Source organism: Streptomyces sp. NPDC042259 (genome assembly GCF_055582085.1).
On the sequence record NZ_JBVJDW010000009.1, the window covers coordinates 231,280 to 244,923 of the forward strand.

14 protein-coding genes and 1 tRNA gene are annotated in these 13,644 nt (G+C 69.2%); 8 read left to right on the forward strand and 7 right to left on the reverse strand.

The genetic code is table 11. The annotated features are described in order from the left end of the window. The gene (locus ACZ6MA_RS23900) at positions 1–732 is read right to left on the reverse strand and encodes a YqeB family protein (protein WP_469435959.1); all 732 of its coding nucleotides are present in this window, start codon (positions 730–732) and stop codon (positions 1–3) included. 109 nt (positions 733–841) lie between these two features. Here ACZ6MA_RS23900 and ACZ6MA_RS23905 point away from each other — a divergent pair, with 109 nt between their 5' ends. After that, on the forward strand, positions 842–1,468 hold the full coding sequence (locus tag ACZ6MA_RS23905) for a TetR/AcrR family transcriptional regulator (protein ID WP_469435960.1): 627 nt from the start codon (positions 842–844) through the stop codon (positions 1,466–1,468). A gap of 50 nt (positions 1,469–1,518) precedes the next feature. Here ACZ6MA_RS23905 and ACZ6MA_RS23910 read toward each other — a convergent pair whose 3' ends face one another. Both ACZ6MA_RS23910 and ACZ6MA_RS23915 read right to left on the reverse strand, forming a co-directional pair. Then, the gene (locus ACZ6MA_RS23910) at positions 1,519–1,803 is read right to left on the reverse strand and encodes a DUF6255 family natural product biosynthesis protein (protein WP_469435961.1); all 285 of its coding nucleotides are present in this window, start codon (positions 1,801–1,803) and stop codon (positions 1,519–1,521) included. Then, positions 1,794–2,228 carry an ATP-binding protein gene (locus ACZ6MA_RS23915; RefSeq protein WP_469436043.1) on the reverse strand — a complete coding sequence of 145 codons (435 nt, stop codon included), beginning with the start codon at positions 2,226–2,228 and terminating at the stop codon, positions 1,794–1,796. The genes ACZ6MA_RS23910 and ACZ6MA_RS23915 overlap by 10 nt, the downstream gene beginning before the upstream one ends. A 246-nt stretch (positions 2,229–2,474) precedes the next feature. Between ACZ6MA_RS23915 and ACZ6MA_RS23920 the strand changes: the two genes are divergently transcribed. From ACZ6MA_RS23920 to ACZ6MA_RS23930, 3 genes are all read left to right on the forward strand, one after another. Beyond that, positions 2,475–3,335 (forward strand): helix-turn-helix domain-containing protein, encoded by an 861-nt coding sequence (locus ACZ6MA_RS23920; RefSeq protein WP_469435962.1) that lies wholly within the window; start codon positions 2,475–2,477, stop codon positions 3,333–3,335. After that, entirely contained in the window at positions 3,332–3,544 is a 213-nt protein-coding gene (locus ACZ6MA_RS23925) for a DUF397 domain-containing protein (protein WP_469435963.1), read from the forward strand. Before ACZ6MA_RS23920 ends, ACZ6MA_RS23925 begins: the two co-directional genes overlap by 4 nt. Before the next feature lie 289 nt (positions 3,545–3,833). Further along, entirely contained in the window at positions 3,834–4,409 is a 576-nt protein-coding gene (locus ACZ6MA_RS23930) for an HD domain-containing protein (RefSeq protein ID WP_469435964.1), read from the forward strand. Between the two features lie 154 nt (positions 4,410–4,563). Here the strand turns inward: ACZ6MA_RS23930 and ACZ6MA_RS23935 are convergent, their stop codons facing one another. Together ACZ6MA_RS23935 and ACZ6MA_RS23940 are read right to left on the reverse strand one after the other, a co-directional pair. Continuing rightward, positions 4,564–4,833: a type II toxin-antitoxin system RelE family toxin gene (locus ACZ6MA_RS23935; protein ID WP_469435965.1), complete on the reverse strand. Its 270-nt coding sequence runs from the start codon at positions 4,831–4,833 to the stop codon at positions 4,564–4,566. Next, complete coding sequence (locus tag ACZ6MA_RS23940; RefSeq protein ID WP_469435966.1) at positions 4,830–5,099, reverse strand: type II toxin-antitoxin system Phd/YefM family antitoxin; 270 nt, start codon at positions 5,097–5,099, stop codon at positions 4,830–4,832. Before ACZ6MA_RS23940 ends, ACZ6MA_RS23935 begins: the two co-directional genes overlap by 4 nt. 462 nt (positions 5,100–5,561) lie before the next feature. On the opposite strand from ACZ6MA_RS23940, the gene ACZ6MA_RS23945 reads away from it, so the two are divergent. Together ACZ6MA_RS23945 and ACZ6MA_RS23950 are read left to right on the forward strand one after the other, a co-directional pair. Further along, a complete protein-coding gene (locus tag ACZ6MA_RS23945) occupies positions 5,562–6,944 on the forward strand; it encodes an NAD(P)/FAD-dependent oxidoreductase (protein WP_469435967.1) in 1,383 nt (460 codons plus the stop codon). Between the two features lie 197 nt (positions 6,945–7,141). Further along, entirely contained in the window at positions 7,142–8,467 is a 1,326-nt protein-coding gene (locus tag ACZ6MA_RS23950; protein ID WP_469435968.1) for a class I SAM-dependent methyltransferase, read from the forward strand. Between the two features lie 142 nt (positions 8,468–8,609). Here the strand turns inward: ACZ6MA_RS23950 and ACZ6MA_RS23955 are convergent, their stop codons facing one another. Both ACZ6MA_RS23955 and ACZ6MA_RS23960 read right to left on the reverse strand, forming a co-directional pair. Continuing rightward, positions 8,610–11,129, reverse strand: coding sequence for an ABC transporter permease (locus tag ACZ6MA_RS23955; RefSeq protein ID WP_469435969.1), 2,520 nt, complete (start codon positions 11,127–11,129; stop codon positions 8,610–8,612). Between the two features lie 99 nt (positions 11,130–11,228). Beyond that, positions 11,229–12,011, reverse strand: coding sequence for an ABC transporter ATP-binding protein (locus ACZ6MA_RS23960; RefSeq protein ID WP_469435970.1), 783 nt, complete (start codon positions 12,009–12,011; stop codon positions 11,229–11,231). A gap of 397 nt (positions 12,012–12,408) precedes the next feature. Here ACZ6MA_RS23960 and ACZ6MA_RS23965 point away from each other — a divergent pair. Next, positions 12,409–12,493 (forward strand) — tRNA-Leu (locus ACZ6MA_RS23965). Between the two features lie 226 nt (positions 12,494–12,719). Next, complete coding sequence (locus ACZ6MA_RS23970) at positions 12,720–13,592, forward strand: Bax inhibitor-1/YccA family protein (protein WP_469435971.1); 873 nt, start codon at positions 12,720–12,722, stop codon at positions 13,590–13,592. The last annotated feature ends 52 nt before the right edge of the window (positions 13,593–13,644 follow it).

Genomic DNA, 13,644 nt, shown 5'->3' on the forward strand with positions numbered 1-13,644 from the left:
TCACTCACCGGGGCCGGGGGTGGCCGGACCGGGCGTCCGGAACGTCCTCCAGTACTGGCGTCGCTTCTCGTCCCGCACGACGACGCCGAGTCGGGCCAGTTCCGCACGGAGTTCTTGAACGTCGTCGTCGGAGGAACCCTTCTTTTCCAACGACTGCTGGCGGGCTGCGAGGACGGCGTTCGCTCCCTCCGGGAGGCCCGGAGCGCCGGGGACCCAGCGGCGGAACTCGTCCCGGTGCGGATCGGCGTCCGCCCACCCGTAACCGTGCTCGGCAAAGGCGTCGGCAACGCGGCCGGCGTCGAGGTCGCACTCCTGGCGGGTGAGTTCGCCACCGTCGTGGCCGAGCAGGACGAGTTGCTTGCCGTCCCGGAACACCACGGAGACGGCGTCGCGCGAGAACCCCCGCTCACGCCCCTTGCGGGTGAGCACGACGCGGTCGTCCGACAGCCGGATCACCAACTGCTCGTACTGCGCGACCAGCCCGAGGACCAGCCCGGCCACCGCACCCACGGCGAGCAGCCACGGAGCGGGGACCGACGAGAGGAGTTCGGCCGGTCCCTGCAACGGTGCCCAGGGAAGCGTCACGAACCAGGCGGCCAGCAGGCCGGCCAGCCGGCCGACACCCGCTCCCATCAGCATGAAGACCACATAGACGCACACGGTGATCCACGCCGGCTGGCCGAGCACGGTGATCCGGCCGCCTCGCGGGCTTCGCTCAAGACTCTTGCGCATGCTCTTGTTCCCCCTCGCTCCTGCTGTTCCCGTAATAATAGACCGAGCGCTCGGTCTATTATTACGGGAAGGGTCGGAACGGCCCGCAGGCGACCAGAAAGGGACCACGATGAGGACAGTCGATCCGGCCAGGCACCAGGCCCGGCGCCGGCACATCGTCAACACCGCGGCCGGACTCTTCGCCGCCAAGGGCTTCGAGCGCACCACCACGGCGGAGATCTGCAAGGCCGCCGGCATGAGCGCGGGCAACCTGTTCCACTATTTCCCCAACAAGCGCGCGATCTTTTACGCCGTCTTCGAGGACGAGGAGCACGAGGGCGCCACCAAGGCCGAGCGTCTCGCCGCCGCCCGCGTCGCCGACGACCCGTGGACCGCCCTCCTCGACACCGTCGACCTCCTCGCCGCCCCGGCCACGGAACCCTTGGTTCCCGCCCTCGTGATGGAGGCGATGACCCAGGCCTACCGCGACCCCGAACTCGAAGCGCTGCTGAGCCGCGACAACGACGAGGAACGGTCCACCGTCACCACCCTCCTGCGGAGGGCGGCCGCGGCGGGCCGGATCGACCCCGCCCTGGACCCGGACGACACCGCGGCCTGGGTCATGGCCCTCATCGCCGCTCTCTACACCACCGCCGCCACGGACCCGTCCTTCGCCCCGGCCGCCCAACTCCCCACGTTGCGCCTGATCCTTGAGCGCTTCCTGCGGCCTGACGCGGAGCGGGAACCGGGGCGGTGAGCGGTGCCCGGTAGAGCCCAACGCGGCGGCAGAGGGGCCATCGTTTGGTGTCAACCGAGCCCAATGGGCAGAGACGTCTGGAGGTAGCCCTGCGGTATCCGCACCGCGCGGTAATCGGTGAAGCGGCGGACCGGGCAGCGGGGGCACTGCTCTGCGCCGTCATCATGACGCACCCACCCGACCGGGTGTCGGCACTGCCCGGCGGTGCGGCTGAAGACGGGCTTCGAAGTCGGTATCCGGGCTGTCGCGATCCGAACCGTCGCGGGAGGCACTCCCGTGTGGTCCCATACCGAGCGCCTGATCAGTGCCGAGTCGGCCGGGCTGGTCAGTGCCACGTGAGTTCCGCCCAAACGATCTTTCCGAGCGGCCGGTCCTCGACTCCCCAGATCTCGGCGAGATGTTCCACGATGAACAAGCCGCGCCCCCGCTGTCGCTCTTCGGACTCCGGTTTGAGGCACGGCCGACGACGGGTGGGGTCGTGCACCTCGACGCGCACACGGTTGGCCGAGGCCGAGACGGTCAGGGCGAGGCTGTCCCCGGGCTCGGTGCCGTACCGGAAGGCGTTGGTCACCAACTCGGAGACGACCAGCTGTACATCGGCTACGTGGTCCAGGGCGGTACCGGGTGCGCAGCGCTCGATGATCTCGCGGGCGTAGCTCCGGGCCTCACCGACCGATTCTGGGGTGCTCGGGAACGTGGTGTGCGACGGCGGGCCCACCGAAGGGCGGCGGGGGGACAGGGTCAGCGGACTCGGATGCATGAACACCGTGCAAATCCCCTCACGGGCAGTGTCGATCAGCGCCGATTCGTGTCACGACAGTGATCGCGCTATGACGTTTCGTAGTTTCAGAGTGCTCCTATGGACCTGCTCGTGCAACCAGTTCTCACGTAAGGATGAGAATTTGCATATTGCTCTGAGGTGGCGGTGGCCAAACGATCAGCACGGATGACATGGCCGGACGGCAGGCGGCAGACTGGCAGTCAGAACGCAATGACGGAGGGGCATGTGAGCACACCAACAGTGCGTCGACGCAGGCTGGGGGCGAAATTGCGCGCGCTCCGCGACGGCTTGGGGCTCACCCTCGAAGAGGTTGCGGCGAAGTCCGCAGGCAAGGTCACGGTAGCCAAACTGTCCCGGGTGGAGACGGCCCGCACTGCGGCGAAGCCCGCCGATGTCGAGTTGCTCCTCAATCTGTACGGCGTTGACAACCCCGAGCTTCAAGCGGCGCTACTGGCCCTCGCGAGCGAAGGCGCGCGCCGTGGTTGGTGGCACTCGTATCGTGGAGTCCTGTCCCCGGTCTACGAGGATCTGATCTCTCTCGAAGCCGATGCGGCATCGGCACGGTCTTGGCAGATCGGAGCCATTCCAGGCCTGTTGCAGACCGCCGAGTACGCTCGCGAGATCATCGCCAGCACGGCCATGTCGGCTGCGGTTGAAGAACGGGTGGACGCGCTGGTCGAGATCCGGCTCGCGCGCCAGGCGGTGCTCACTTCACGGGAGCGGCCTCTCGCTCTGAGCGTGATCATCGCCGAGAACGCGCTTCACACCCGGTGCCTGGGCGAGGGCGTGATGCACGACCAGCTCACGCGCTTGCACACACTGAGCCGTCGACCCAACATCACCATTCAAGTGATGCCACCGGACGCCCCGACCCACGTTGGGCAGATGGGTTCGTTCTCGATCCTCGGGTTCAACGATCACACCGACCTCGACGTCGTCCATGTGGAAAGCCTGACCTCGGCGCTCTACGTCGAGGATGGCGAACAGGTCGGCGTCTATCAGGACGCCTTCGAGCGATTGCGTGCCGCCGCGCTCCCGGCTGACGCGTCCGCTGACCGCATCGCAGAGATAAGGAAGATGGCATGAGCCACATACACGATGCCTCGACTCTCCCCGTGAGCTGGTGGAAAGCGACGGCATCCGGCGCGGTGTCCGACTGCGTCGAGTTCGGCATCGTCAACGAGCGGGTCGTCGCGGTCCGGGACAGCAAGAACCCGACGGGGCCGGCCCTGCTGCTGAGCTATGGGCAGGTGCACGGCCTCGTCGCAGCGGTCCGCGACGGCAGACTCGAGTAAGAGCGGGCGCTCCTGAGCAGCAAGAGGGCCCGTTCCGTGGGATTTGGGGGGCAGGTCACCTACTGTCTCCGTACAGGCGGATCGTTCCCCACCGATCGGCAGGAACATCGCACGTCACGCAGTGCGGAACGCGCCTGTTGCATGGTCGAGTTGGCCGGTGCGGGGAGTCGTGGTGCGGGCCGTACCAAGGGAAGCGGACAGGCAGTACCGGCGGAACGGGCGGGCGGCTCGACGTCGTGCACTACGGTCTGGCCAGAGCCGCCCCGGGACCGCCTGGAAGGACGAACGCATGACTGACGATCAGTACGCCAAGGGGTCCGTGTGCTACCTGATGGAAATGGGCCTGCTGAAGCGCGCCAAGCGCACCGGCTGGTGGATCGTGGGGGTGAAGGACCCCGAGTCGATCGCGGAGCACAGCTTCCGTACCGCCGTCATCGGGTCGGTGCTGGCGATGATGGAAGGGGCCGACCCGGCCAAGGTCGCGTTGCTCTGCACCTTCCATGACACCCAGGAGACCCGGATCGGTGACATCCCCTGGGTCGGCCGCCGTTACCTCACGGCGGCCGACAACGAGAAGGTCACCGCTGACCAGGTGTCCCAGGCCCATCCCGCTGTGGCGGCGGGGGTGCGAGCGGTGGTTCACGAGTACGAGAACGGTGACTCCCTCGACGTCATGGTCGCGCGCGACGCGGACAAGCTGGAGTGCATGATCCAGGGGCTGGAGTACCTGGAACAGGGCTACGGCAAGGCCCAGGAGTGGGTCGACAGCACACGGGCCAAGCTGAAGACGCCGTCGGCGATCGCCCTGGCCGACGCCGCGCAGGGCATGTCGTCGCTGGAGTGGCAGCGCGTCTACCTGCCGTAGCTCACGGGAAGAGGTGCGCCGTCACGCTCCGGTCGCGTCCACCGGCCGCATCGCGGTGGCAGGCACGTGCCCGTCCCGCTTCCGGCCGTCGGTGCCGGAGCAGCCAGTGCCGGAACAAGACAGCCGTCCCGGGCCGGCGGCTGGCAGGCCCCACTCAGACGTTGCGGTAGACGTCGCGACGGTCGCCGACCTTGACGACCAGGATGACGAGTTCGCCGTCCTCGACCCGGTAGGCGACCCGGTAATCGCCGACCCGGAGCCGGTACAGGCCCGACGGGCCCGAGAGTTTCTTGATGTCGGCGTCCTCGCGGTACGGGTCGTCGCCGAGTGCGGTCAGCGCGGCCAGGACGCGCATGGCGGCGGGCCGGTCGATGGCCCGCAGCTGCCGCTGTGCCTCCGCCGTGAACCGGAACGCGTACTTCACGCCGCGCCTTCGCCGCGCTCGGTGAACAGGTCCGCCAGCAGCTCGGCCATCGTCACCGTGGGGCCCCCTTCGGCCAGGACCGCCTCGGCCTCCCGGGCGAGCAGCTCGTCGGCCGCTGCTTCCAGGGCGTCGAAGTCCGCGATCGGTACGAGGGCGGCCACCGGGGCCCCATTGCGCGTGATGACCGTCGGCGTTCCCTGCTCGGCACGGTTGATGTGGTCCGCGAGGTGTGCGCGGGCTTCCCGCACGGTCACGTTTTCCGCCATACACGCAGTGTACGCAATGGTGTGTACACGGGCAGGGGTCGACAACCTCCGCGCCGAGCCCAGGGCGCGGACGGCAGCGCCCGGAAGCGTCCCGCGAGGCGCTCCGGAACCCCTCCGCGAAAAAGGTTCGTGAAATCCTTCACATGAAAAAGTGGCTCGACGGGCACCCACAGCGGCCTTCCGGCCCTCTTTCGGGGCCCGACAGGCCCTGGCGGTCGGAAACCGTCCGGTTTCATGCGGGTTAAAGGAACGTTTATGCAGGCGCTTCGAGCGCACTGGTTCAGCGCCCGCGAACCGCGCAAGGCCAGTTCAGCAGGGGTGAACAACGCATGTGACCGGTGAGTGGTTCCCTTGCGGGAGTATGGCGTGGGTCACGAGGGCGGCGGAGTGTAGCAGATGGTCCATCAGACCTTGTGAAGGGGCTCACGAGCACCCCTCCCGAGAGTGCTGGATACTCGAAACATGAGCACCACGGAGCGTCCACGGATCCTCGTAGTAGGCGGTGGGTACGTCGGCCTGTACGCGGCGCGCCGCATCCTTAAGAAGATGCGGTACGCGGAGGCGACCGTCACGGTCGTCGACCCGCGCTCGTACATGACCTACCAGCCCTTCCTGCCCGAAGCAGCTGCCGGCAGCATCTCCCCCCGCCACGTCGTGGTGCCGCTGCGACGCGTGCTCCCCAAGGCGGAGGTCCTCACCGGCCGCGTCACCACGATCGACCATGACCGGAAGGTCGCCACCGTCGCGCCGCTCGTCGGCGAGGCGTACGAGCTGCCCTTCGATTACCTGGTCATCGCGCTCGGCGCCGTCTCCCGTACCTTCCCGATCCCCGGCCTCGCCGAGAACGGCATCGGCATGAAGGGCATCGAGGAGGCCATCGGCCTGCGCAACCACGTCCTGGAGCAGCTCGACAAGGCTGATTCCACGACCGACGAGGAGATCCGCCGCAAGGCGCTGACCTTCGTCTTCATCGGCGGTGGCTTCGCGGGCGCGGAGACCATCGGCGAGGTCGAGGACATGGCGCGCGACGCCGCCAAGTACTACCCGACGGTCAAGCGCGAGGACATGCGCTTCGTCCTCGTCGACGCCGCCGACAAGATCCTTCCCGAGGTCGGCCCGAAGCTCGGCGAATACGGCAAGAAGCACCTCGAGAGCCGGGGTGTCGAGATCTACCTCTCCACCTCGATGGACTCGTGCGTCGACGGCCACGTCGTGCTGAAGAACGGCCTTGAGGTCGACTCCAACACGATCGTGTGGACCGCCGGCGTGAAGCCGAACCCGGCGCTGGCCCGCTTCGGCCTGCCGCTCGGCCCGCGCGGCCACGTCGACACCTCCGAGACCCTCCAGGTCCAGGGCACGGACTACATCTGGGCCGCCGGCGACAACGCCCAGGTCCCGGACGTGGTCGGCCGCAACGCCGGCAACCCGAACGCCTGGTGCCCGCCGAACGCCCAGCACGCGCTGCGTCAGGCGAAGGTCCTCGGTGACAACGTCATCTCCGGCATGCGCGGCTTCCCGCAGAAGACGTACTCGCACGCCAACAAGGGCGCCGTCGCGGGCCTCGGCCTGCACAAGGGCGTCGCGATGATCGTCATGGGCAAGATGAAGATCAAGCTCAAGGGCCGTCTCGCCTGGTACATGCACCGTGGCTACCACGGCATGGCGATGCCGACCTTCAACCGGAAGATCCGCGTCCTGGCCGACTGGACGCTGGGCATGTTCCTCAAGCGCGAGGTCGTCTCGCTCGGCGCCATGGAGAACCCCCGCGAGGAGTTCTACGAGGCCGCCAAGCCGGCCCCGCAGGCGAAGGCCGACTCCCCGGCCGAGAAGGCCAAGGCCTCCTAGCGGCAGCCGCACGAAACACGGCCCGAAGGGCGTCCATCTTCCGTGGGATGGGCGCCCTTCGGCATGCCCGGCGCCCCGCGCAGGTTTAGCGGTGGGGAAGTCGACCAAGTCTCAGGGGACGGGAGTACAGCGCGACCCGTAAGTGTTTAGGTGTCAGATGAATCTTTTCCTGGCGCTTCATCACGGAGGTGTGCGACATGGCCGACGCCGCTGGACGGCTCACCGCGCTCGCGGAGAAGGTACTGGGAGCCCCGCTCCCGGTGCGGATCCGCGCCTGGGACCACAGCGAGTCCGGCCCGCCGGGGGCCCCCGGCACCCCTGTTCTCGTCGTCCGCCGTCGTCGTGCCCTGCGTCGGCTGCTGTGGAAGCCGGGCGAGCTGGGCCTGGCCCGCGCCTGGGTCGCCGGTGACCTCGACGTCGAGGGCGATCTCTACGAAGCCCTCGACCTGCTCTCCGGCTCGCTCTGGGAGCGCGGTGAGGACGCGGGCCGCCCGTCCGGGCCCGCCGTCCTGCTGCGGACCCTGCGCGACCCGGAGCTGCGCGCCGCGGGCACCGAGCTGCTCAAGCTCGCCGGACCCGGGCTGCCGCCGCCCCCGCCGCCCGAGGAGGCGGCCCGCACCCGCGGCGGCCCGCTGCACACCCCCCGCCGCGACAAGGCGGCCGTCAGCCACCACTACGACGTGGGCAACACCTTCTACGAGCGGGTCCTCGGCCCCTCGATGGTCTACTCCTGCGCCTACTGGGAGAGCCCCGGCTCCACCCTCGAAGAGGCCCAGCGCGCCAAGCTGGACCTCGTCTGCCGCAAGCTCGCCCTGGAACCCGGCCAGCGGCTGCTGGACGTCGGCTGCGGCTGGGGCTCGATGGTGCTGCACGCCGCCCGCGAGTACGGGGTGAGCGCGGTGGGCATCACGCTCTCCGAGGAGCAGGCCGTCTACGCCCGCAAGCGGATCGCCGAGGCGGGGCTGGCGGACCGGGTCGAGATCCGCGTCCAGGACTACCGGGAGACTGCCGACGGCCCCTTCGACGCCATTTCCTCCATCGGCATGGCCGAGCACGTCGGCTCCGCGCGCTACGCGGAGTACGCCGCCGAGCTGTACGGGCTGCTGCGGCCCGGAGGCCGGCTGCTCAACCACCAGATCGCCCGCCGGCCGCTGACCGACGAAGGGGCCTACGAGGTCGACGAGTTCATCGACCGCTACGTCTTTCCCGACGGGGAGCTGGCGCCCGTCGGCCGGACCGTCGGGCAGTTGGAGCGGGCCGGGTTCGAGGTCCGCGACGTTGAGGCGCTGCGCGAGCACTACGCCCTGACGCTGCGCCGCTGGGTGGCGAATCTGGAGGCCCACTGGGACGAGGCCGTCAGGCTCAGCTCGCCCGGCCGTGCCCGTGTCTGGCGGCTCTACATGGCCGCGTCCGCGTTGTCCTTCGAGCGCAACCGGATAGGGGTCAATCAGGTACTGGCGGTCCGCACCCCGGACTCCGGGGCTTCCGGTCTGCCGCTGCGGACCCGGGAGTGGCGGGGCTGAGCCCGCACGGGGAAGCCCGCCGCCTGCAGGCGAAGGCCCCCGCACGCGAAAGCCCGGCCCGCGCGACGGAATGTCGCGCGGGCCGGGCCTTGCCGGAGGGCGGCACGGTCGGATTCGGGCCGACCGGGCCGCCCCCCGCCCGCTACTCGGCCTTGATGGCCGAGAGCATGTTCAGCCGGGCCGCCCGGCGGGCGGGCCACAGCGCGGCCAGCACGCCCACCACGGCGGCCAGCAGCAGGAAGATCCCCATGCGGCCCCACGGGAGCACCAGCTCGTAGGTGGTCAGGGCGTTGCCGATCAGCTCGCCGGCCGCCCAGCCGAAGAAGACACCGAGGCCGATGCCGAGCACACCGCCGAAGAGCGAGATGACCAGCGACTCCAGCCGCACCATCCGCTTGATGCCCTTGCGGTCCAGGCCGATGGCACGCAGCATGCCGATCTCCTGCGACCGCTCGAAGACGGACATCGCGAGGGTGTTGACGACGCCGAGCACCGCGACGATCACGGCCATCGCGAGCAGCCCGTAGAGCATGTTCAGCATCAGGTTGATGGCACCGGCGATGCTTTCGGAGACGTCCTTCTTGGTCTGGATCAAGATGGCCGGGTTGTCACCGAGGGCCTTGCGCAGCGACTCCTCGGACGCCTCGCTCGTACCGCCCCTGGTCTTGACCATGACCTGCTGGTCGGTGATCTCGCTCTGGTGCGGGGCGAGGGTCCTGGTGTCGACCGTGATGCCGCGCATCAGCTCGTTGCCCTGGTAGACGCCCGAGACGGTGAGCTTGCCCCGCTTGCCGTCCTCGTAGGTGGTGTCGAGGGTCGAGCCGAGCTTCCAGCCGTGGCTACGGGCGGTCTTGTCGTCGACGACGGCCTTGCCGCCGGAGAGGCCGGCGAACGAACCCTTGGTGAAGTCGAGCTGGGTGAGGTCGGCGATGGTCTTGCCGTTGACCCCGACGAGCTGCTGGAAGTCGCCGTCGATCCGGGAGGGGGACTGGCGCAGCGGGGTGGAGGCGGTGACCTCGTCCAGCGTGGAGAGCTTCTTCTCGACGTCCGGGGAGAGCGGGGTCTGGCTCGCCATGGAGACGATGTAGTCGGCCTTGATGGCGTCCGTGGCCATCTTGTCGATGGCCTTGGACACGCTGCCCGCGATCACGGTCAGGCCGGTGATCAGGGTGAGGCCGATCATCAGGGCCGAGGCGGTCGCGGCGGTGCGGCGCGGGTTGCGGACCGCGTTCTGCCGGGCGAGCTTGCCGGGCATTCCGAAGACGCGCAGCACGGGGGCCGCGGCGGCGATCAGCGGCCGGGACAGCAGCGGGGTCAGGACGAAGACGCCGACGAGCAGCAGCGCGGCGCCGATGCCGAGGGTCGACTGGGTCTTCGAGGCGAGGACGAGCGCGACACCGGCGGCGGCGAAGACGGCGCCGATGGAGTTGCGGACCACCAGCGACCGGGTGGTGGCCACGGCGTGCACGCTGTTCATGGCGGCGACCGGCGGGATCTTCGCGGCGCGGCGGCCGGGCAGCCAGGCGGCGAGCATCGTCACGACGATGCCGACGACCAGCGAACTGACGATCGCGGACGGCGGGATCACGAGCGGTCCGTCGGGGACGGTGGCCCCGGTGCCGTTCATCAGGGCGCGCAGCCCGGCGCCGATGCCGATGCCGGCCACGAGGCCCGCGACGGCGGCGACCGCGCCGACGACGAACGCCTCGATGAGCACGGAGCGGGTGACCTGGCGGCGGCTTGCGCCGACCGCGCGCATCAGCGCCAGCTCCTTGGTGCGCTGCGAGACCAGCATGGTGAAGGTGTTGGCGATGATGAAGATGCCCACGAAGAGGGAGATGCCCGCGAAGATCAGCAGGGCGTCCTTCATGCCGTCCATGCCGGTGGCGATGATCTTCGCCTGGTCGTCGGCGAGCTTCTTGCCGGTGGTGGCCTCGGCGTCGCGCGGCAGGATCTTGTCCAGCTCGGCCTTGAGCGCGGTCTGCGAGGTGCCGGGCGCGGCCTTCACGTCGATCTCGCTGAACCGGCCGGGCTTGGCGTAGAGCCGCTGCGCGGTCGGGGTGTCGAAGAGGGCGAGGCTGCCGCCGGCGGCGACGTTGCCGTCGTCGGTGGTGAAGATGCCGGTGACCTTCTGCGGCAGCACCGGGCCGTCGACGGAGACCCGGACGGTGTCGCCGACCTTGTAGCCCGCGCGGTCGGCGGTGGTGGCGTCGAGGGCGATCTCGCCCTTGGCCCGCGGCGCGCGGCCGCTCTTCATCGGGTAGCGGGGGTCCTTGCCGCCGGCGCCCGGGTAGTAGTTGGCACCGGCGGAGGTGAAGCCCTCACCGATGAGTTTGCCCTTCTTGTCGGATATCGCGGCGAAGCCGTTGACGGAGCCGGTGGCCGAGGCGGCGCCCGGTACCTTCGCGGCCCGGTCCAGCAGGCCCTGGCCGAGGTCGGGCGCGGCACCGGGCTTGCCCTTGTCGCCGTCCTCCCGGTGGGGCTGGATGGCGACGTCGACGCCGGTGAAGCCCTTCTGGGAGCTCTTCTGGTAGGCGTCCGAGATGGTCGAGGTGAAGACCAGGGTGCCGGAGACGAAGGACACGCCGAGCATGACGGCGAGGACGGTCATCAGCAGCCGGGCCTTGTGCGCGAGCACATTGCGCAAGGCGGTACGGAACATGGTCAGTCCTGAGTGGGGTTCCCTCGTCCCTGTGACGGGTGAGGGGCGAGGGGGACGAGAGGAAAGGGCTACGGGTGTCGGTCCGGGGCTGCCCGGACCTCAGCTCGTGCGGCCCTTGGCGTCGAAGCGCTTCATGCGGTCGAGGACGGCGTCGGCGGTGGGCTCGCGCAGCTCGTCGACGATGCGGCCGTCGGCGAGGAAGACGACGCGGTCGGCGTAGGAGGCGGCGACGGGGTCGTGGGTGACCATGACCACGGTCTGGCCCAGCTCGCGCACCGAGTTGCGCAGGAAGCCGAGCACCTCGGCGCCGGAGCGGGAGTCGAGGTTTCCGGTCGGCTCGTCGGCGAACATGATCTCGGGGCGGCCGGCCAGGGCGCGGGCCACGGCGACGCGCTGCTGCTGGCCGCCGGAGAGCTGGTTGGGCCGGTGCTTGAGCCGCCCGGAGAGGCCGACGGTGTCGACGACCATGTCCAGCCACTGCTTGTCGGGCTTGCGGCCCGCGATGTCCATGGGAAGCGTGATGTTCTCCAGGGCGTTCAGCGTCGGGAGCAGGTTGAACGCCTGGAAGATGAAGCCGATCTTGTCGCGGCGCAGCCGGGTGAGCTTCTTGTCGTTCAGCGAGGTGAGTTCGGTGTCGCCGATCCGGGCGGAGCCGCGGGAGACCGAGTCGAGGCCCGCCATGCAGTGCATGAGGGTCGACTTGCCGGAGCCGGACGGACCCATGATCGCGGTGAACTCGGCCTGACGGAATTCCACGGACACGGCGTCCAGGGCGACCACCTGGGTCTCGCCCTGTCCGTAGACCTTGGTGAGATCCGTGGCGCGGGCCGCCACCGCGGTGGTGCGGACGGCGGTCTGGGCGCCGAAGGGGGTGGTGGTCACGGTGGAGCACTCCTGTCGGGACGAGGGCGGAACGTCTTTCCATCGTCCTGTGCGGATACGCCGCCGGGATCAGACCCAGCTCCGGTTCCCGGGACAGACTCAAGGGGTAGCCGCCGGGAGGTTCGTCATCCTTTGGTAGGAGGGCGCCCCTGAGAGCCGAAGACGAGATTGCGACAATTGCGGACGGCGCGAGGGGCGGGGGCGGGAACGGGGGAGATCGGCCTCTGGCATGTGCCAATGGCGTCATCCCTGCACTGATAGGCCCTCAGTTGCCAATAAAATAAGACAACCTCGGGTCATGGTTCCGCTGTTTGGGGGGCGCTCCCCGGATAGGCTCGTCCTGCTCTCTTCTGATGAGGCGCGCGCGCCTCCCAGTCCGTGACGGCCCGAGAGCTCTGCCCGGATGGTGGAATGCAGACACGGCGAGCTTAAACCTCGCTGGCCTTACGGCCGTGCCGGTTCGAGTCCGGTTCCGGGCACCACCGCGCACGCGTGCTGTATCCCCACGCGGGCGCGCTCTCCGCCGGAAACGGAATACACTCCGCCGTTTCTTGGTGTGCGGTGGGTCACGGGGAACCGGCGGGCTTCGGTTCGCGTTGTGAGGGAAGACGTGCGAAGAAAAAGATCGTCCCCAAGCAGGAGGGTCATTTCTTTGCCTACCTATTACCCTTGTCGCAAGGCCGCGCAGGGTGGCCATGGAGGAGTGAAATGAGGAGCAGCAACCCGGTCTTCTCGCGACGGGGGTTCAGCCGCGACAACGGCGGCTACGCGGGCTTCAACGCGGGGCCGCAGGCCGGGGCCGCGACCCAGGGCAACCCCTACGCGAGCAACCCGTACGCCGAGCCCACCAACCCGTACGCGGCGAACCCGTACGCCACCGGTGGTCCCGATCTGCAGCACGGTGCCCCGCAGGCCCCGGCGCAGCCCGGCCGGATGACCATGGACGACGTCGTCTCGCGCACCGGCATCACGCTGGGTGCGGTCGTCGTCGCCGCCGGTCTGGCCTGGGCGCTCGAGCTGCCCGCGGCCCTCGGCTTCGGTGCCGGTCTCGTCGCGATGGTGCTCGGCCTCGTCCAGGCGTTCAGGGCCAAGCCCGTCCCTGCCCTGATCCTCGGCTACGCCGTCTTCGAGGGCCTGTTCCTCGGTGTGATCAGCCAGGCGTACAACAACGTCGCCCAGGGCGCCCCGATGCAGGCGGTGCTCGGTACGACCGCCGTCTTCGTGGGTGTCCTGCTCGCCTACAAGACCCGCCTCATCCGGGTCGACCGCAGGTTCGTCCGCTTCGTGATGGCGGCCGCGATCGGCTTCGTGCTGCTGATGGCCGTCAACATGCTGTTCGCCGTCTTCGGCGGCGGTGACGGCCTCGGCTTCCGCACCGGCGGTCTGGGCATCGTCGTCGGCATCGTCGGCGTGCTGCTCGGCGCCGCGTTCCTCGCGCTGGACTTCAAGCAGATCGAGGACGGCGTCCGCTACGGCGCTCCCCGCGAGGAGTCCTGGCTGGCGGCCTTCGGCCTGACGCTCTCGCTCGTGTGGATCTACACGGAGATGCTGCGGCTGATCTCGCTGCTGAGCAACGACTAGTCCCCCAAGCGACTGGTCCCCGAAAGACCGGAAGGGCCCGGGAAGGCATTCG